19 protein-coding genes are annotated in these 19,013 nt (G+C 63.9%); 8 read left to right on the top strand and 11 right to left on the bottom strand.

Features of this window, described 5'->3' with window-relative positions:
- Nucleotides 1-49 precede the first annotated feature (49 nt).
- Genes X743_RS157285 through X743_RS157305 form a run of 5 tightly spaced genes read right to left on the bottom strand, consistent with a single transcriptional unit; the run spans nt 50 to nt 4,643 of the window.
- Nucleotides 50-1,024 carry a branched-chain amino acid ABC transporter permease gene (locus X743_RS157285; protein ID WP_023765421.1) on the bottom strand — a complete coding sequence of 325 codons (975 nt, stop codon included), beginning with the start codon at nt 1,022-1,024 and terminating at the stop codon, nt 50-52.
- A gap of 21 nt (nt 1,025-1,045) precedes the next feature.
- Nucleotides 1,046-1,933 carry a branched-chain amino acid ABC transporter permease gene (locus X743_RS157290; protein WP_023765420.1) on the bottom strand — a complete coding sequence of 296 codons (888 nt, stop codon included), beginning with the start codon at nt 1,931-1,933 and terminating at the stop codon, nt 1,046-1,048.
- Between the two features lie 7 nt (nt 1,934-1,940).
- Nucleotides 1,941-2,651: an ABC transporter ATP-binding protein gene (locus tag X743_RS157295; RefSeq protein WP_023765419.1), complete on the bottom strand. Its 711-nt coding sequence runs from the start codon at nt 2,649-2,651 to the stop codon at nt 1,941-1,943.
- Nucleotides 2,644-3,423, bottom strand: a complete 780-nt coding sequence (locus X743_RS157300) for an ABC transporter ATP-binding protein (protein ID WP_023765418.1) — start codon at nt 3,421-3,423, stop codon at nt 2,644-2,646. Before X743_RS157300 ends, X743_RS157295 begins: the two co-directional genes overlap by 8 nt.
- A gap of 11 nt (nt 3,424-3,434) precedes the next feature.
- Nucleotides 3,435-4,643, bottom strand: coding sequence for an ABC transporter substrate-binding protein (locus X743_RS157305; protein ID WP_013891914.1), 1,209 nt, complete (start codon nt 4,641-4,643; stop codon nt 3,435-3,437).
- 379 nt (nt 4,644-5,022) lie between these two features.
- On the opposite strand from X743_RS157305, the gene X743_RS157310 reads away from it, so the two are divergent.
- A complete protein-coding gene (locus X743_RS157310; RefSeq protein WP_051508533.1) occupies nt 5,023-5,787 on the top strand; it encodes a response regulator transcription factor in 765 nt (254 codons plus the stop codon).
- Nucleotides 5,788-5,978: 191 nt separating this feature from the next.
- Here the strand turns inward: X743_RS157310 and X743_RS157315 are convergent, their stop codons facing one another.
- Entirely contained in the window at nt 5,979-6,467 is a 489-nt protein-coding gene (locus X743_RS157315; protein ID WP_023765416.1) for a hypothetical protein, read from the bottom strand.
- A 161-nt stretch (nt 6,468-6,628) separates the two neighbouring features.
- Nucleotides 6,629-7,498, bottom strand: coding sequence for a helix-turn-helix domain-containing protein (locus X743_RS157320; protein WP_023765415.1), 870 nt, complete (start codon nt 7,496-7,498; stop codon nt 6,629-6,631).
- A 92-nt stretch (nt 7,499-7,590) separates the two neighbouring features.
- On the opposite strand from X743_RS157320, the gene X743_RS157325 reads away from it, so the two are divergent.
- The gene (locus X743_RS157325; RefSeq protein ID WP_023765414.1) at nt 7,591-9,135 is read left to right on the top strand and encodes a 4-hydroxyphenylacetate 3-hydroxylase N-terminal domain-containing protein; all 1,545 of its coding nucleotides are present in this window, start codon (nt 7,591-7,593) and stop codon (nt 9,133-9,135) included.
- Between the two features lie 6 nt (nt 9,136-9,141).
- Nucleotides 9,142-9,651 (top strand): flavin reductase, encoded by a 510-nt coding sequence (locus X743_RS157330; protein WP_013891926.1) that lies wholly within the window; start codon nt 9,142-9,144, stop codon nt 9,649-9,651.
- A gap of 184 nt (nt 9,652-9,835) precedes the next feature.
- Here the strand turns inward: X743_RS157330 and hpaR are convergent, their stop codons facing one another.
- A complete protein-coding gene (gene hpaR, locus X743_RS157335; protein ID WP_224728766.1) occupies nt 9,836-10,231 on the bottom strand; it encodes a homoprotocatechuate degradation operon regulator HpaR in 396 nt (131 codons plus the stop codon).
- 219 nt (nt 10,232-10,450) lie between these two features.
- Here hpaR and X743_RS157340 point away from each other — a divergent pair, with 219 nt between their 5' ends.
- The 5 genes from X743_RS157340 to hpaH all read left to right on the top strand — a co-directional run bounded on the left by X743_RS157340 (nt 10,451) and on the right by hpaH (nt 15,278).
- Complete coding sequence (locus X743_RS157340) at nt 10,451-10,837, top strand: 5-carboxymethyl-2-hydroxymuconate Delta-isomerase (protein WP_023765413.1); 387 nt, start codon at nt 10,451-10,453, stop codon at nt 10,835-10,837.
- An 11-nt stretch (nt 10,838-10,848) separates the two neighbouring features.
- Nucleotides 10,849-12,366 (top strand): 5-carboxymethyl-2-hydroxymuconate semialdehyde dehydrogenase, encoded by a 1,518-nt coding sequence (hpaE, locus tag X743_RS157345; RefSeq protein ID WP_023765412.1) that lies wholly within the window; start codon nt 10,849-10,851, stop codon nt 12,364-12,366.
- A 13-nt stretch (nt 12,367-12,379) separates the two neighbouring features.
- Nucleotides 12,380-13,360, top strand: a complete 981-nt coding sequence (gene hpaD, locus X743_RS157350) for a 3,4-dihydroxyphenylacetate 2,3-dioxygenase (protein ID WP_023765411.1) — start codon at nt 12,380-12,382, stop codon at nt 13,358-13,360.
- 242 nt (nt 13,361-13,602) lie between these two features.
- A complete protein-coding gene (locus X743_RS157355; protein ID WP_023765410.1) occupies nt 13,603-14,475 on the top strand; it encodes a fumarylacetoacetate hydrolase family protein in 873 nt (290 codons plus the stop codon).
- On the top strand, nt 14,472-15,278 hold the full coding sequence (hpaH, locus tag X743_RS157360) for a 2-oxo-hept-4-ene-1,7-dioate hydratase (protein WP_023765409.1): 807 nt from the start codon (nt 14,472-14,474) through the stop codon (nt 15,276-15,278). The genes X743_RS157355 and hpaH overlap by 4 nt, the downstream gene beginning before the upstream one ends.
- Nucleotides 15,279-15,299: 21 nt before the next feature.
- Here hpaH and X743_RS157365 read toward each other — a convergent pair whose 3' ends face one another.
- Genes X743_RS157365 through X743_RS157375 form a run of 3 tightly spaced genes read right to left on the bottom strand, consistent with a single transcriptional unit; the run spans nt 15,300 to nt 19,009 of the window.
- Entirely contained in the window at nt 15,300-16,319 is a 1,020-nt protein-coding gene (locus tag X743_RS157365; RefSeq protein ID WP_023765408.1) for a phosphotransferase, read from the bottom strand.
- Nucleotides 16,316-17,623 (bottom strand): aminotransferase class III-fold pyridoxal phosphate-dependent enzyme, encoded by a 1,308-nt coding sequence (locus X743_RS157370; RefSeq protein ID WP_023765407.1) that lies wholly within the window; start codon nt 17,621-17,623, stop codon nt 16,316-16,318. Before X743_RS157370 ends, X743_RS157365 begins: the two co-directional genes overlap by 4 nt.
- 36 nt (nt 17,624-17,659) lie before the next feature.
- A complete protein-coding gene (locus X743_RS157375) occupies nt 17,660-19,009 on the bottom strand; it encodes an aminotransferase class III-fold pyridoxal phosphate-dependent enzyme (protein WP_023765406.1) in 1,350 nt (449 codons plus the stop codon).
- Nucleotides 19,010-19,013: the final 4 nt, after the last annotated feature.

Genomic DNA, 19,013 nt, shown 5'->3' with positions numbered 1-19,013 from the left:
AGCGCGGCTGCACGGACCGTTCGATCGCGCGCGGTCGATCTGGTGCCCTTCAGCCCTTCCCGGTCCGCTCGAGCACCCGCGCATAGAGTTCTCCCACAATACCGCGGCGGAAGATCAGCACGCAGACCATGAAGATTAGGCCGGTGGCGATGGTCACCGGGAAGCCGGAGGTGGCAAGCGTGTTTTCCAGTCCGACCACAAGGCTGGCGCCGATGACCGGGCCGACCATGGTGCCGATGCCGCCCAGAAGCGTCATCAGGATCACCTCGCCCGACATCTGCCAGGTGACGTCGGTGAGCGTGGCGAACTGGAAGACGATGGCCTTGAGGGAGCCCGCCAGCCCGGCCAGCGCCGCCGACATGACGAAGGCGGCGAGTTTGTAGCTGGCGACGGAATAGCCCAGCGAAATGGCGCGGCCCTCGTTTTCGCGGATCGAGCGCAGGATCATGCCGAAGGGCGAGTTGACGATGCGCCAGACGGCGAAGACGCCGATCAGGAACACCGCCAGCACGAAGTAATACATGTTCAGCGAGACGTTCAGGTCGAGGACGCCGAGCAGCGTGCCGCGCGGCACGCCCTGAATGCCGTCCTCGCCTTGGGTGAAGGGCGCCTGCACGCAGAAGAAGAAAAACATCTGCGACAGCGCCAGCGTGATCATGGCGAAATAGATGCCTTGCCTTCGAATGGCGAAGAACCCCATGACGAGGCCAAGCAGCGCCGCGCCTGCCATGCCGAGCAGGATGCCCGCCTCCGGCGGCCAGCCCCAAACCTTGACGGCGTGGGCGGTGAAGTAGGCGGCGCCGCCAAAGAAGGTGGCGTGGCCGAACGACAGCAGGCCGGTGTAGCCGAGCAGCAGATTGAACGCGCAGGCAAACAGCGCGAAGCAGAGCATCTTCATCAGGAAGACCGGGTAGATGAGGAAGGGCGCCACCAGCAGCCCCAGTATGCCGAGCCCGACCAGCGTCCATTCGAGCCATGCCGGGGTTTTTCCGGCCGATGTCTCGCGAAGCGTCAGTTCGGCCATCTCGGATGTCCCTTCCGCATGTCAGGCGTCCTTTCCGAACAGGCCGGCCGGCCGGACCAGAAGCACGATCGCCATGATGACGAAGACCACGAGGTTGGAGGCCTCGGGGTAGAAGACCTTGGTCAGCCCTTCGGCAAGGCCAAGCATGTAGCCGGTGACGATCGCGCCGAGGATCGATCCCATGCCGCCGACCACGACCACAGCGAAGACGACGATGATGAGGTCCGACCCCATCAGCGGGCTCACCTGATAGATCGGCGCCGCCAGAATTCCGGCAAGCCCGGCAAGGGCGGAGCCGAGGCCGTAGGTCAGGGTCAGCAGCAGCGGCACGTTGACGCCGAAGGCCTGGACGAGGCGGGGGTTCTCGGTTGCCGCGCGCAGGTAGGAACCGAGCCTGGTCTTCTCGATCAGCGCCCAGGTTCCGAAACAGACGATCAGCGAGGCGACGACCACCCAGCCGCGATAGTTGGGCAGGAACATGAAGCCGAGATTGGTGCCTCCCGAAAGCAGCGGCGGCACGGCGTAGGCATTTCCCGACACGCCGTAATAGTAGCGGAATATGCCTTCGAGCACGAGCGCGAGGCCGAAGGTGAAGAGCAGGCCGTAGAGCGGATCGGCGTCGTAAAGCCGAGACAGCGCCAGGCGTTCGACGACGACGCCGAAGACGCCGACGATCAGCGGTGCAAGGACCAGCGCCGGCCAGTAGCCGATGCCGAGATAGGCGAGCAACAGATAGCCGACGAAGGCGCCCAGCATGTACTGGGCGCCATGGGCGAAATTGATGACGCGCAGCAGGCCGAAAATGACAGCCAGCCCCAGGCTCAGCATGGCGTAGAAGGAGCCGTTGATCAGCCCGACCAGCAATTGGCCGAGGAATGCCTGGACGGGGATTCCGAAGATCATCGTCATGGCGTCCTCATACACCCAGAACGTCGTGGAGCAGGCTCATGCGGTCCGCCAGCTCGCCGGTCGGGAACCCGGCGACGACCTTGCCGTGCTCCATCAGGTAGAAACGATCGGCGACACGGCTGGCGAAGCGGAAATTCTGCTCGACCAGCAGGATCGTCATGCCGCGCTTTTTCAACGTCGCCAGCAGCTCGCCGATGCGCTGAACGATGACGGGGGCGAGGCCCTCGGTCGGCTCGTCGAGAAGCAGCATCTTCACGCCGGTTCGCAGCATGCGCGCGATCGCCAGCATCTGCTGTTCACCGCCCGACAGCCTGGTGCCGGGGCTGTTGCGCCGCTCCTTCAGATTGGGGAAGAGATCGAATATCTCTTCGACGCTCATGCCGCCCTTGGCAACGACCGGCGGCAGCACCAGGTTCTCGTCGACCGTCAGCGTGGCGAAGATGCCACGCTCCTCCGGCACGAAGCCGATGCCCTGATGCGTGGTCTTGTGGAGCGGCAGCCGCATCAGGTCCGCGCCGTCGAAAACGACCTTGCCGGTTCGCTTGCGGATCAGCCCCATGATGGCGCGCAGCGTCGTCGTCTTGCCGACGCCGTTGCGGCCGAGCAGCGTCACCGTCTCGCCGGCAAACACTTCCAGATCGACGCCGTGCAGCGCATGGCCCTCGCCGTACCAGGCGTTGAGGCCGCGGACCGCAAGCAGGGGTGCTGCACTAGTCATCGGCAGTGCCCATATAGGCGACCTTCACCCGCTCGTCGCGGCTGACGGTGGCGTAGTCGCCGGCCGCAAGCACCTCGCCGCGCTGCATGACGGTTATCCAGTCGCAGAGATCGGCGACGACCGTGAGATTGTGCTCGACCATCAGCACAGCGCGGTCGCGCGCCACCGAACGGATGAGGTCGGAAACCGTGGCTACATCTTCATGCCCCATGCCGGCCATCGGCTCGTCCAGCAGCAGCACTTTCGGATCGAGCGCCAGCGTCGTGGCAATCTCGAGCACGCGTTTCCTGCCATAGGAGAGATCGCCGGCCAGCCTGTTCCTGGCATCGTCGAGACCGACGGAGCGCAACAGCTCCATCGCACGCGGCGTCAACCGGTCGAGTGCCGCCAGCGAGCGCCAGAACTGGACGCCAAGCCCACCCGGTCGCTGCAGCGCGACGCGCACATTGTCGAGCACGCTGAGGTGCGGAAAGATCGCCGATATCTGGAACGAGCGCACCAGCCCCATCCGCGCCACTCTCGCCGGCGAGGTGCGGGTGATGTCGTGGCCGAGCAGTTCGATCCTGCCGCTGGTCGGCGCCAGGAACTTGGTCAGCAGGTTGAAAACGGTGGTCTTGCCGGCGCCGTTGGGTCCGATCAGGGCGTGGATGTTGCCATGGCGGACATCGAAATCGACGTTCTTGACGGCGACGAAGCCGGCGAAATCACGCCGCAACCCGCGGGCGGACAGCACGACCCTCGGCTCGTTTCCATTGAGGGCGGGCGGCGCCATGGCCGCGCCGATCACTGGGCCGCCGTTGGACAGCCGCTTTCCTTCTCGCTCAGGAAGGCCTCCTTGCCGGGGATGGTGGCGAGGTATTTGTAATAGTCCCAGTCCTTGCTGCTCTCGCTGGGCGCCTTGACCTGGTAGAGATACATGTCATGGACCATGTTGCCGTCCGCCTGCACCTTGCCATTGGTCATCACGGCGTCGTCCACCGGCAGCGAATGCAATTGCTTGGCGACGGCCTCGGTCTCGTCGGTGCCGGCCTTGTCGATCGCCTTCAGATACTGCGTCACCGCCGAATAGGTCGCGGCCTGGATCATGTTCGGCATGCGGTTGGTGCGCTTGAAGAAACGCTGCCCGAACGCGCGGCTCTTGTCGTCGCGATCCCAGTAGTAGCCCTCGGTCAGCACGACGCCTTGCGCCGCCTGAAGGCCCAGCCCATGCACCTCGGCCAGCGTGAACAGAAGCGCCGCAAGGCGCTGGCCACCCTGGACGATGCCGAATTCGGCCGCCTGCTTGATGGAATTGGAGGTGTCGAGGCCGGCATTCGCCAGCCCGATGACCTTGGCGCCCGAGGACTGCGCCTGGAGCAGGAAGGATGAATAGTCGGTCGCCCCCAGGGGATAACGCACTTCGCCCAACACCTTGCCGCCATGGGCTTCGACGAACTTGGCGGTCTGCTCCTTGAGCGAATAGCCGAAGGCATAATCGACGGTGACGAAGAACCAGCTGTCGCCGCCCTGCTGCACCAGAGAGCCGCCGGTTCCCACCGCCTGCGAATGGGTGTCGTAGGCCCAATGGAAACCGTAGGGCGAGCACTGCTTGCCGGTGAGTTCGGTGGTCGCCGCGCCGGTGACGATGTCGATCTTCTTCTTTTCCTTGGAAATGCCCTGGACGGCGAGCGCGACCGAGGAGGTCGTCAGCTCCATGATGGCATCGACCTGTTCGGTGTCGTACCACTGCCGCGCGATGTTGGAGGCGATGTCCGGCTTGTTCTGGTGATCGGCGCTGATGATCTCGATCGGCGCGCCCTGCACCTTGCCGCCGAAATCCTCGACCGCCATCTTGGCGGCCTCGACCGACCACTTGCCGCCGAAATCGGCATAGACGCCGGACTGGTCGTTGAGGATGCCGATCTTGACCTTGCCATCGGAAATTTCGGCGGCCGAGGCGGGGATCGCGGATGCGGCGAGAAACGCTGCAGAAACGAAATAGCATGCCTTCATGGTACTTCCTCCCATTCGATGAATCCGGCCGCCCCCTACGATCGATCATCTTCAAAGCAATAATGAACATGAGCAAGATGGGAATGATCGGCAAGGGGCGGTTGCCGATTTCACGTCCGAAGCGGGGCACTTGGGCGGCATTATGCCAGCCGTGAGCGATCCAGGATCGAACACAACGGTGTGAACCGCCTGGCGGGACACCGGTCGTGCCGAGTTGCCGGAGCCCCGGTCGGCCATGGGGTCGTTGCCGATCGGCTTCGCTCGTCATGTGCTGTGCTTCACATACATCTGGCTCGAATCCACGGATTACTGAGGGGAGTTGAGAACCGTGGAGCAGTAGCCACGCCCCAGATGCGAGCGAGGGGCAAGAGGAGCAGCTATGACAGCAATTCAAACATTTGAGGCGGCCCAGGCAAGCCTGTGTGCTTTTGATATCGATCCCGATAGCCCACCCGCCTTCGTTGCGGCGGATATCGAGATCGCGATTATCGATGATCGATCGCTGATGTGCGACTGCCTGGCAAGAGGCCTCGCGGAAATCGAACCGGCATTTCGTTTCCAGCATTTCTCGAGCATCGAAACCTTCGACGCGGCAGACCTGGAGGAGACCCAAAGGATCTCGACTGTGCTGATGTGCGCCGTGTGGTCAAACTCCGAGGCAGACCACCATCTCGCCCGGATCGCCCACCTCAAGGCGACCAGACCCTGGGTGAGCACCATCATCCTCGCCGATATCGAAAATTTCGACGATGTTCACAAAGCGATCGACAATGGCGCATGCGGCTATGTTCCAACGAGCGTCAGCCTGCAAATCGCAGCCAAGGCGATTCATCTCGTCGCGGCAGGGGGAATTTTCATCCCGCCGAGTGTGCTTTTCCAATCGGCGCAAAACGCCAGGGATGGCCACCAGGCCACCAAATCGCAGGCGCAAGAAGACAATCTTTTCACGTCGCGCCAGATTTCGGTCATAGAAGCGCTGCGTCGCGGGAAAGCGAACAAGATCATCGCCTATGAACTCAACATGTGCGAGAGCACGGTCAAGGTGCATGTTCGCAATATCATGAAAAAACTTCGCGCCCGGAACCGGACCGAGGTGGCCTACATCCTGAATACGCCGCCTTATGAGGGCCTCATCAAGAATTGACCGGCGACGAAACAGGACCCCAGAAATGACAATGCCCCACAGCCTGCGCCCGGAAGGGCGAGGCATACGAGGCATGTTGCCGCCCGGCGATCAGGGCCGGTATTTCGCCTTAGCGTATTCCGTCCGGCGGGTCAGTCGAGCCCTTACCGGCGCGACACGCAACGCCACGGCTCGCCAATCAGCCGTGACGGCTATCTGGCTGTCGCTCTTTGACTGTGTTGGCGGGCATAGGACACACAGGCGTCCACCGTGCTGACACAGAGCGCGTCGCGACTGTTCGGCAAATTGTTGTCGCCGGCATAGGCGACTTCGGCGACGCGGCCGTCGACCATGCGTATTTGCGTGTCGCAATAGCCGCCGGGAGCGACATTGACGGAGCCGCCGACCGTCGGGATCGCACCTAGCGCCAGGGTTGGGACGACAATGCTGAGATTGCCGCGCTGAACGACGCGCTTGTAGGTCCAGATCTGGCCAGACCCGCCAGCGTCCGCGGTGGCGGTCGGAAAGCCCGCGCACATTCGAACATCGGCTTCGCTGAGGCCGACCATTTCCTTGCGAGCCGCCGCCGTCGTGGGGTCAACCTTGGCGATGCGCGATGTATCGTCGGGAATGACGCAGGAGGACTGGACGCCGACGACAAGAACAGCAAGGGCAAGCTTTCTAATACAGGAAAATGTCATACCGATTTTCGGATTTGCCCTATTGTCGGATTTGCGTGGCGCCCGCCGCTCCCTCTACCTAGGCAAGCAGGCGAGCGGATCAACCCGTGCAGCTTCACGAAAAAGTGGCCGAGGCTGCAACGTCAAGGTTTGCGCGTCACGAGACGTGGTACCACACCAAATCAATGCCCCTGCAGCTGCCTGCGGCGCCAGGCGGCGGGTGCTTCGCCGACCCGTTCGCGAAAGAAGCGTGAGAAGTAGGCCGGATCGTCGAAGCCGATCTCGTAGGCGATGTCCTCGACGGTGCGGACGGTGAACAAAAGCAGCCGCTTGGCCTCCAGCAGCCGCCGCTCGCCGACGACGCGCTTGACGCCGCTGCCCAGCACCGCGCGGCTGGCCTTGTCGAGAAGATGCGGCGTCGTGGCCAGCGCTTCGACGTAGCGGCCAACCGGCCAGTCGTCACGGAAATGCGCATCGACGAGACGGCGCAAGCCCTGCGCCAGCGAGGCTTCGGATGAGCCTGCGGCGTCCATCACCTCGGGGCCGAGACGCGCGATGTGGGAGAGCGCGACGGCGATCAGCGACGGCAAGGTCTTGTCGTTGCCGGCCTGCGCTTCAGTGTATTCGGCGGCAATCATGTCCAGCACCGCCGTCAGCCGTTTCCAGGCGGCGTGCTGCGGGAGAGCATCGGCGAAGACCGGCCTGTCCAGCGGCAGCAGGCTGTGCGCTTCTATCGCCGCGAGCGCATCGTCGGCGACGGAAACGACTGTCGCGTCGGTGCCGGGGCCGATCGAGAAGCCATGCACGACATTACTCGGCACAAAGCTGACGGCAGGCGCCGAAAAGTCCCAGGATTGGTCCTCGATGTGATAGGTGCCGGAGCCGCTGGTCCAGTAGGTGATCTGGCCCATCTGCGGATGCTTGTGCGCAGCGACCTGGCCGAGGTGGATGTTGCTGCGTGCAAGCACTGTCTCGACATGCAGGAAACCGACATCGAGCGGCCGGACGGGCTCGCCATAGACGAAGAAATCGGGGATGGAGTTCTGGCTCATGACGCCGGAAAAAGTCCAATCGGTTTTGCCGTTCCGTCCATAGCCGATCCTCGGGCCCGACGCTAGGATCGCGAACCAAGTGGAGGAACATCATGCGGTCAGAAGATTTCCGTGCCGACAGAGCGCGCCCGTTCACGGGCGCCGAATATCTTGAGAGCCTGCGCGACGGCCGCGAGGTCTATATCAACGGCGAACGCATCCCCGACGTCACCACGCATCCGGCGATGCGCAATTCGGCGCGGTCGCTGGCACGCCTCTACGACGCGTTGCATGACTCTAGGCGGCGCGAGACTCTGACTTCGGCCACCGACACCGGATCGGGCGGCTACACCCACAAATATTTCCGTGTCGCCAAATCCTCAGGCGAACTCGTCGCCCAACAGACAGCGATCGCCGAGTGGTCGCGCATGTCCTATGGCTGGATGGGACGCACGCCAGACTACAAGGCGGCGCTGATGAACACGCTCGGCGCCAATGCCGACTGGTACGGACCGTTCAAGAACAATGCGCTCGCCTGGCACAGCAGAGCCCAGGAAGCCGTGCTGTTCATGAACCATGCCATCGTCAACCCACCGATCGACCGCCACAAGCCGGCGGAGCAGGTGAAGGACGTTTTCGTCCACATCACCAAGGAGACCGATGCCGGCATCTACGTCTCCGGCGCCAAGGTGGTGGCAACGTCCTCGGCGCTGACACATTACAATTTCCTGGCGCAAAGCTCAGCGACGGTCACCGAGGATCCGTCGCTGTCGGTGATGTTCATCGTGCCGATGAACGCGCCGGGGATAAAGATGTTCTGCCGCGTCTCCTATGAGCAGACGGCCAACACGGTGGCGTCACCGTTCGACTATCCGCTGTCGTCGCGCTTCGACGAGAACGACGCGATCCTGGTGCTCGACAATGTCTTCATCCCCTGGGAGGACGTTCTGGTGCTGCGTGACGCGCAGAAGATCCTGTCGTTCCATCCGGCGTCGGGCTTCATGCACGGCTACTGCTTCCAGGGCTGCACGCGCTTTGCCGTCAAGCTCGACTTCCTCGCCGGCCTGCTGGCCAAGGCGCTGCGCGCCACCGGCGGCGATGCGTTCCGCGGCAACCAGGCGGCACTGGGCGAGGTTATCGCGCTCCGGCACATGTTCTGGAGCTTTTCCAACGCCATGGCCTACAATCCGATCCCGTGGGCGAATGGCGCGGTGCTGCCCAATCTGGAAGCCGCATTGGCCTACCGTACCTTCATGTCGGAAGCTTATCCGCGCGTCATCGACACCGTGCGCCGGGTGATCGCGTCCGGGCTGATCTACCTGCCGTCGTCGGTGCGCGACTTCAACAATCCCGAGATCGACAAATATCTGGCGCAATATGTGCGCGGCTCCAATGACATGGGCCATGTCGAGCGCATCAAGATCATGAAGCTGCTGTGGGACGCGACCGGCACCGAATTCGGCGGCCGCCACGCGCTCTATGAGTTGAACTATGCCGGTGCGCCGGAAGAGGTGCGGCTGCAGGTGCTGAAGGGCGCCGAACGCGGCGGCCGGCTGAAGGCGATGGAGGAACTGGTCGACACCTGCATGGCCGACTATGACGAGAACGGCTGGACGGGCGATACCTGGCTCAATCCGCTTCCCGCCTCGGCCGGGTGAACGCCGATGGCCACGCAGATTTCGAAAGCCGATTTCCGCGACGCCATGGCAAGGGTCTGCGCGCCGGTCAACATCGTCACCACCGATGGCCCGGCGGGGCGCGGCGGCTTCACGGCCACCGCCATGTGCAGCGTCTCCGACGAGCCGCCGACGCTGCTGGTGTGCATGAACGGACGTTCGGCGCAGGCCGCCATGTTCCTCGCCAACCGGCGCTTCTGCGTGAACGTGCTGACGCATGACCATATGCATCTGGCGGGAAAGTTTGCCGGCGCGACCAAGGACATGGAAGCGCGCTATTCGGCGGCGCGCTGGCAGACGCTGACGTCGGGCACGCCGGCGCTGTCGGACGCGATCGTCAATTTCGATTGCGAGATCGAGGACGTGCATATCGTCGGCACGCACAATGTGATGATCGGCCGCGTTATCGACGTCAGGCACGGCAGCGGCGGCTCGGCGCTGCTCTACGTTGATCGGAATTATACGCAGCCGACGCGGTTGGGGAGCTTTGGCGGGTGAGGACAATTGATGGCGCTGACGGGGAATGGAGGCGAAGCCTTCCAAACGTCGTCATCCACGGGCGAAGCAGGAGCGAAGCTCCGTCGCGAAGACCCGAGGATGACGAAGTGAGGGGCACTGCAGCCAATTTCCAAGGTTGCGGCGCCAACAAACCGTTAAAACTTCTGTGGCGACCCGTCAGAGATCAGCTCTCGCCGTCGATCAGGGTTTCCAGGAGATCGAGCAGCTGCTCCAGCCGCTCATGGCCAAAGCGGCGTTCGATGTCGTCATAGATGACGCGGCGTTCGGGCGACAGGGCATCGATCAGGGCGGAACCCGCCGGGGCGATTGTCAGGACGACGCGGCGGCCGTCGCCTTCGGCCTTGTTGCGGGTGATGAATTTGCGTCCCTCGAGCGCCTTGATGATGCGTGTCAGGCTGGGCGGCAGCACCGACGCGCGGTCGGCAAGCTCCGTCGCCTCGACCGGGCCGGCTTCGCTCAGCACGCGCAGCACGCGCCATTGCTGTTCGGTGACGTCATGGGCGGCAAGCATGGGACGAAACCGCGCCATCACCACTTCACGGGCGTGAAGCAATGCCATCGGCAGGGAGCGACGAGTATTTTCCGGCAGCAAGTGAAATTCTCTCCAACGCTGGCTCGCGATTGGTGGCGGGCTTTGCCCAGCAGCGCTGGCCCTCAGTGCCCGTCACCGTCATCCCGTATCGTCGTGCCAAGCCCGATGCAAGACTTGACTTCGGTGGGATCGCATGTAATTAACGCGTTAATTATAACAAAGCAATGTTCCAGGGAGCGAGACGCGGTGCCTCACTTCTCCATCGAGTATTCGGCCAATCTCGCTGCCAAGGTCGATATGGGCGAATTATGCGCGCTGGTATTGCGCGCGGTGCTGGACACCGGGCTGTTCGAGACCGGCGCCGTGAGGGTGCGGGCCTTTCGCGCCGACGCCTATGCGATTGCCGACAGGCAGCCGGAAAACGCCTTCCTCGACATGTCGTTTCGCATCGGCACCGGCCGCAGCGCCGAGGACAAGAAACGGACAGGAGAAGCCATCTTCGCGGCCGTAAGCGAATATCTGGCAGCGCTGTTCGAGACGCCGCATTTCGCCTTGTCGCTGGAGATCAGGGAAATCGACCCAGTGCTGAGCTGGAAGAAAAACGCAATCCACCCGCGGCTGCGCGGCAAGTGACGGAAGCTGATATGTCCGATCTCGAAGGCAATCTGAAAAAGGCCGAGGCCTATCTGGCCCGCTTCAAGCGCGACGGCGTGCTGAACCAGATCGGCGGCGAGGTGGTGCCGGCCGCCGACGGCTCGACCTTCGAAACCATGTCGCCGGTCGATTTGAAGCCGCTGGCCAAGGTCGCACGCGGGGGCGCCGCCGATATCGACCGCGCCGCCAAGGCGGCTAAGGCGGCGTTCCCGGCCTGGGCCGCCATGCCCGGCGAAGCGCGCAAGAAGCTGCTGCATAAAATCGCCGACGCCATCGAGGCACGGGCCGAGGAAATCGCCTTCGTCGAATGCATGGATACCGGCCAGGCGCTGAAATTCATGGCCAAGGCGGCGTTGCGCGGCGCGGAGAACTTCCGCTTCTTCGCCGATCGTGCGCCGGAAGCGCGTGACGGCGAGACGCTGCGGACGACAGGCCAGGTCAACATCACCACGCGCGTGCCGATCGGCCCGGTCGGCGTTATCACGCCGTGGAACACGCCGTTCATGCTGTCGACCTGGAAGATCGCGCCCGCGTTGGCGGCCGGCTGTACGGTGGTTCATAAGCCGGCTGAGTTTTCGCCGCTGACCGCACGGCTGCTGGTCGAGATCGCCGAGGAGGCAGGCTTGCCGAAGGGTGTGTGGAACCTGGTCAATGGCCTCGGCGAGCATGCCGGCAAGGCGCTGACCGAGCATCCCGACATCAAGGCGATCGGCTTCGTCGGCGAAAGCCGCACCGGCTCGATGATCATGAAACAGGGCGCCGACACGCTGAAGCGCGTGCATTTCGAACTTGGCGGCAAGAACCCGGTGATCGTGTTCGCCGACGCCGACCTCGAACGTGCGGCGGATGCGGCGGTGTTCATGATCTACTCGCTCAACGGCGAGCGCTGCACCTCGTCATCGCGGCTGCTGGTCGAAGCCTCGGTCTACGACAAGTTCACCGATCTGGTGGCGGAAAAGGCAAAGCGCATCACAATAGGCCATCCGCTAGACCCCAAGACCGTTGTCGGACCGCTGATCCATCCGGTGCATGAGGAAAAGGTGCTGTCCTATATCGAGATCGGCAAATCGGAGGGCGCGGTGGTCGCCGCCGGCGGCCGCAAGTTCGCCGGACCGGGCGGCGGATGCTATGTCAGCCCGACACTGTTTGTGGGCGCCACCAACACAATGCGCATCGCCCAGGAGGAGATTTTCGGGCCGGTGCTGACCGCCATCGCCTTCAAGGACGAAGCGGAAGCGCTGGCGCTGGCCAACGACACGCAGTACGGCCTGACCGGCTATCTCTGGACCTCGGACGTGACCCGCGCCTTCCGTTTCACCGATGCGCTGGACGCCGGCATGATCTGGGTCAATTCGGAGAATGTGCGGCATCTGCCGACGCCGTTCGGCGGCGTCAAGAACTCCGGCATCGGCCGCGACGGCGGCGACCATTCCTTCGATTTCTACATGGAGACGAAGAACATCGCCTTCGCCACTTCAGCGCACGCGATCCAGAAACTCGGCGGCTGACGGAGGAAATCAGATGCCCTTGCCCAAGCCCAACCTCTATCCCGCCTTCAACATCGTGCGCCTCAGCCATGTCGAGCTGGCCGTCACCGACCTCGCCAGATCGCGCGCGTTCTATGTCGACACGCTCGGCCTGCAGGTCACCGACGAGACATCGGGCGCCATCTACCTGCGCGCCATGGAGGAACGTGGCCATCATTGCATCGTGCTGCGCAAGGCGACGACGCCGGAAGCGCGCGATCTCGGCTTCAAGGTTTTTTCGGACGAGGATCTCGACAGAGCGGTGCATTTCTTCAAGGGCAAGGGCTTGCCGGTGGAATGGGTCGAGCGGCCCTACCAGTCACGCACCTTCCGCACCCGCGACCCGCACGGCATTCCGCTGGAGTTCTATGCCCAGATGGAAAGGCTGCCGCCGATCCACCAGAAATATGCGCTCTACAAAGGCGTCAAGCCGCTGCGCATCGACCACTTCAACTGCTTCTCGCCCAATGTCGACGAGTCCGTCGCCTTCTACAACGAGCTCGGCTTCCGGGTCACCGAATACACCGAGGATGCGGCAACCGGGAAGCTGTGGGCGGCCTGGACGCACCGCAAGGGCGGCGTCCACGACATCGCCTTCACCAATGGCATCGGCCCGCGCCTGCATCATGTCGCCTTCTGGGTGCCGACGCCGCTCAACATCATCGACCTGCTGGACCTCATGGCGACGACCGGTTATCTGCCGAACATCGAACGCGGCCCCGGCCGGCACGGCATTTCCAATGCGTTTTTCCTCTATGTCCGCGACCCGGACAACCACCGCATCGAGATCTACTGCTCGGACTACCAGACGGTCGATCCGGATCTTGAGCCAATCAAGTGGGACCTCAAGGATCCGCAGCGCCAGACGCTGTGGGGCGCACCGGCGCCGAAAAGCTGGTTCGAGGAGGGTAGCACCTTCGCCGGCGCGGCGGCACGCCAGCCGGATCTGACGGCGTCGCCGATCATCGCGCCGTAGGCGGGTTTTGAGTTGATGTCAGCATTCCTTGTCGCCCCCCTCTGTCCTGCCGGACATCTCCCCCTCAAGGGGGGAGATTGGCTGGCCTCACGGCCCACGCCCTCCTTGCAACGCTGGAAATTGGCGAAAGCAGAGACAAAATCCAATCTCCCCCCAAGAGGGGGAGATGTCCGGCAGGACAGAGGGGGGCGCCGTAGAGCTCTGTCCCTGCAGACATCCATCACCACCACCGGAGCCGCAGCATGACCCCGCCCCGGCTCGCCACCTTCACCGCCGGCGGCAAGACGCGCTATGGCGCGGTCACCGGCCAGGGCGTTGTCGACCTGGCGGCTCGCTACAGCCAGTGGCCGACATTGCGCGAAGTGATCGAGGCTGGCGCCTTGCGGCGGCTGGCGGAAGAGGCCGAAGCGTTCGCCGCCGATTTCCCGCTCGATGCCGTCGCCTACGACATTCCTATCCCCTCGCCGGAGAAGATCATCTGCGTCGGCGTCAATTATCCGGACCGCAACGAGGAGTACAAGGACGGCCAGGCGGCGCCTTCGAACCCCTCGCTGTTCATCCGCTTTCCGCGTTCCTTCGTCGGCCATGACGCGCCACTGGTACGGCCGCCGGAATCGCCGCAACTCGACTATGAGGGCGAGATCGTCATCGTGATCGGCAAGGGCGGCCGGCGCATCGCCGAGACCGATGCGCTCGGCCACATTGCGGCGCTGTCGCTGTGCAATGAAGGCACCATCCGCGACTGGGTGCGGCATGCCAAGTTCAACGTCACGCAAGGCAAGAATTTCGACCGCACGGGCTCGATCGGCCCATGGCTGGTGCCGTTCACGGATGAGGCGCAGATCGCCGATATCGCGCTCTCCACCCGCGTCAATGGCGAGATCCGCCAGCAGGATCGAACCAGCCGGATGATCTTTCCCTTCCGCAAGATCATCAACTACATCTCGACCTTCACCACGCTGGTGCCGGGCGATATCATCGTCACCGGTACGCCGACCGGCGCCGGCGCCCGTTTCGATCCGCCGATCTGGCTGAAGCCGGGCGATGTGATCGAGGTCGAGGCCGACGGTATCGGCCTGCTTCGTAACGGTGTCGTCGACGAGGCAAGCGTATGACCCCCGAGCAAGTCGAAGACGCCGCGGCGCGGCTGTTCGAGGCCGAGCGGTCGCGCCGGCAGATCCGGCTGCTCAGCCTCGATTTTCCCGAGGCAACGATGGAGGACGCCTACCGCGTCCAAGCGGCGCTCGTGGCGCGCAAGATCGGCGCCGGGCTGAAGCCGAAGGGCTGGAAGATCGGCCTGACCTCCAAGGCGATGCAATATGCGCTGGCCATCGACACGCCGGATTCGGGCGTGCTGTTCGACGATATGTTCTTCAGCGACGGCGCGACGGTTCCGACCGGCCGCTTCATCCAGCCGCGCGTCGAGGCCGAGATCGCCTTCGTCATGAAGGCGCCGCTGAAGGGGCCCGGCGTAACCCTCTTCGACGTACTCAACGCCACCGACTACATCACGCCGGCGCTCGAAATCCTCGACACGCGCATCGAGCGTGTCAATGCCGAGACCAAGAAGGTACGCACTTTCTTCGACACGATTTCCGACAATGCCGCCAATGCCGGCATCGTCATCGGCGGCCGGCCGCAGCGGCCCGATGAAGCCGACATGCGCTGGATCGGCGCCATCGTCTCGCGCAATGCCGAGGTCGAGGAGACCGGGCTTGGCGCCGGCGTGCTCAACCATCCGGCGATGGGCATCGCCTGGCTGGCGGACCGGCTCGCCAGCTACGGCATGTCGATCGCGGCTGGCGATGTGGTGCTGTCGGGATCCTTCGTGCGGCCGGTCGAAGCGCGGCCCGGCGACACGATCGTTGCCGATTTCGGCAGTTCGGGAACGGTCAGCATCCATTTCGCGAAGAGCTGACGCCGCAGTCGCCAGCAGTCCTCACATGCCCCGCAGGTAAGCCGCCACCACGTCGGCGGCGATGGCCGAGATGCGCATGCCGGCATTCCTGTTGACGTCACCCTCGACGCGACTCTGCACCCAGCCGAGGAAAGCGAAGGCCCGCAGTGCCGAAAACAGCGGCAAGGACGCGATGTCCTCTGGCGTCAGGTCTCGCTCCTGGCGGTAGCCGTCGAGCAGCGACGCCTCGATCAGCGGATAGATCGCTTCCTGGCGGTTCTGGTAGAGTGCCACGGCAAGATCGTAGACGTGCCAGCCATGGCCGCAATCGTCGAAGTCGATGATCTGGGTGGCGTCGCCGTCGAGCAGAACGTTCTCGCGTACCAGATCGGCATGGATCAGGCCGAAATTGCGCGCGCTGCGCTCATGCCGCGACAGCGCCGCGACCGCCTTCTCGTGGGCACGAAACACCAGTTCGCGGCTGGTATCGTCGAGAAACGGGCAGGTTTCGAAACGGCCCCATATGGGGGTCGGACCGAAAAAACCGTCGAAATCCCAGCTGTGACGGGCAAAGCCCGGCGGCGTCGCCCAGCCGGCGGCGGCATTGTGCATGCGGGCGATGGTTCGCCCGATGGCCGTGAATACCCGCCTTGCCTGTTCGGGCGCATAGCCGAGCGGCACGCCGCGCGCGCCGACAGCGCGGCCTTCCAGCCAGCTCAGACAATCGACCTGACGCGGCGCCGCTGTGCCGGTGCCGACCGGCACGAACAGATCGCCGTTCAACGCCGGCACCGGGGACGGTGTGGCGACCCCGGCCGATTGCAGGAAGCCCATCCACTGCAATTCCGAAGACAGCGCGGCATCCGAGTGATAGCCCGGCCTATGGATGCGCATGGCGGCCGGCTGGCCATCGGGCAAGCGAATGCGGAAGACCGCATTCTCGCGGTATTTCAGCAGTTCCGGTTCACCGTCGCGAACGCCCCAATGTTCGAGCGCACGCCTGGCAAGCTCGGTGACATCCGCTTCCGTCTCGGGCTCCGATTGCGCGAAAACAGCGCTCACGCCGTAACCCCGCCGACTTCTTCAAGCACTTCGTCCAGGGCTCCAATCAAGAGATCGGCATTGTCGCGCGAAAACGGCATTGGCGGGCGTATCTTCAGCACGTTGCCATGAATGCCGGTCTTGCCCATCAACACGCCGCGATGGCGCATCGCGTTGATGACACGCCCGGCAATGTCAGGCGCAGGCTCGCGGGTCTCGCGGTCATGGACCAGCTCGGCGCCGAAGAACAAGCCCGCGCCCCTGACCTCGCCAATGCATTCGTGGCGGTCCGCCAGCGGGCGCAGCAGCCCGAGTGCATGGGCGCCGACGTCGCGCGCATTGCCGACGAGGTTCTCCTGCTCGATGACATCGAGCACCGCGCTCGCCACGGCGCAGGAAACCGGGTTACCGCCAAAGGTGTTGAAGTAACGGAAGGCATTGCGGAAGGTCGCCAGGATCTCCCCGGTGGCGACGACGGCGGCGACCGGATGGCCGTTGCCCATCGGCTTGCCCATGGTGACGATGTCGGGGGTGAAGCCGGCGCGCTGATGGCCCCAGAAATGGCTGCCGGTACGGCCGAAGCCCGGCTGCACTTCGTCGGCGATGACCAGGCCGCCGGCGTCGCGCACCGCTGCCACCGCGTCGTCGAAGAAGCCGCTGGGCAGTGTCGGGAAGCCTTCATTGGCGAGCAGCGGACACAGGATCATTCCGGACAGGCCAATGCCGTCCTTCGCCAGCGAGGCAATGGCCTCGCGCACCGCGTCGCCAAAGGCCTTGCCGTCGGCCATCGTATCGGGATGGCGATAGCTGTCGGGTGCCGGCACCAGCCTGACATGACGGGCGCGGCCGCCGACCGGCGGCATGCGGGTCGAGAGCTGCGAAACCGCCGTGGTGTTGCCGTGGTAGGTGGCATCGGTGGCGATGATGCCCATCTGGCCCGATGCCGCCTGCGCCATGCGCAGCGCGATGTCGTTGGCCTCGCTGCCGGTGCAGGTCAGAATGGCGGTGGAAAGGCTTGCATCGAACGTCGCCGTCAACCGCTCGACATAATCGAGGATGGCGGTGTGCAGATAGCGCGTGTGGGTGTTGAGCACGCTCGCCTGCCGGCACAGCGCCTCGACAACATGCGGGTGGCAGTGGCCGACATGGGCGACATTGTTGTAGGCATCGAGATATTTGCGGCCGTCGGCGTCGTAGAGCCAGACGCCTTCGCCGCGCACGAGGTGCACGGGCTCGTCGTAGAACAATTGCGACTTGGCGCCGAGCAGGCGGCCGCGCCGGCCAACCAAGGTTTCCTCGGTGATCTTCTTCTGCGATTGAGTCATCTGTCGTCCCAAAGCCTCGTTGTATGCAATTGTCCGTCAGAGCTTCGACAGGCCTGCGTCGATTGCCTCGCCGATTTTGGCGACGTCGGCGGCGCTGATGATCAGCGGCGGCGACAGGATGATGTTGTTGCCGGACACGCGCAGCATGACGCCGGCCTCATAGGCCGCCTCCGAGACCACGGCCATGGTCTTCTTGTCGGATGGCTTTTTCGTCGCGCGATCCGAGACCAGCTCGACCGCTGCCATCAAGCCCTTGTACCTGACATCGCCAACGATCTCGTGCTTCGCCTTCAGGCCTTCCAGCACCGCCGCGAGTTCGACGCCGCGCGCTGCCGCGTTCTCGTTCAGGCGAAGCCGTTTGGTTTCGGCAAGCGCCGCCAGTCCGGCCGCACAGCCGACAGGATGGCCGGAATAGGTGTAGCCGTGGCCGATCGCGCCGAAGCTGGTCTTGTCGGCCTCGAACACGTCTGCGACCTTGCCACCGATCAGCGTCGCGCCGAGCGGGAAATAGCCTGAGGTGATCGCCTTGGCGATGGTCATGAAATCCGGCTTCACACCCGAGAGCCGCGAGCCCGCCCAGGCGCCGGTGCGGCCGAAGCCGGTGACGACCTCGTCGGCGATCAGCAGGATTTCGTGGCGGTCGCAGATTTCGCGCACCAGCGGCATGAAGCTCTCATGCGGAACGATGACGCCGCCGGCGCCGAGCACCGGCTCCATGATGAAAGCGGCGATGGTGTCGCCACCCTGGAAAGCGATCTCGTCTTCCAGCGCCTTGGCGCATAGTTTCGCCAGCCGTGCCGGATCGGTCTCGTCGAACGGGTTGCGGAAGGTCCAGGGTGCGGGAATGTGGAAGACGCCGGGCAGCAGCGGCTCGTAGTTGCGGCGGAAATTGGCGTTGCCGTTGACCGAGGCGGCACCGAAATGCGTGCCGTGATAGCCCTTCTTCAGCGCAAGGAATTTCGTCCGGTCGCCCTGGCCGCGGATCTTCCAGTATTGCCGGGCGAGCCGCAGCGCCGTCTCGACCGAATCCGAACCGCCCGAGGTGAAGAACGTCCGCACCATGCCTTCCGGCGCGAACCATTCAGAGAGTTCGTAGGCGAGCTCGATCGACGGTCCGGTCGAGGTGCCGCGAAATCCCGAATAGTAGGGCAGCGCGCCGAGCTGGTCGGCGATCGCCTTCTTGATGGGATCGCAGCTGTAGCCGAGGTTGACGTTCCACAGGCCGCCGACGGCATCGAGCACGCTGTTGCCGTCGATGTCGGTGACGGTGACGCCCTCGCCCTTCATGATCACCTTTGGCGGGTTGGCCCGCATCTCGGCCGGGTGCGCCATCGGATGCCAGATAGGCTTGGCGTTCGTCTCGGTGAGGAAATTGATGTCGCGCATGACA

Source organism: Mesorhizobium sp. LNHC232B00, from assembly GCF_000502435.1.
GTDB lineage: Bacteria > Pseudomonadota > Alphaproteobacteria > Rhizobiales > Rhizobiaceae > Mesorhizobium > Mesorhizobium opportunistum.
This window is presented reverse-complemented; position numbering and strand designations above follow the sequence as displayed.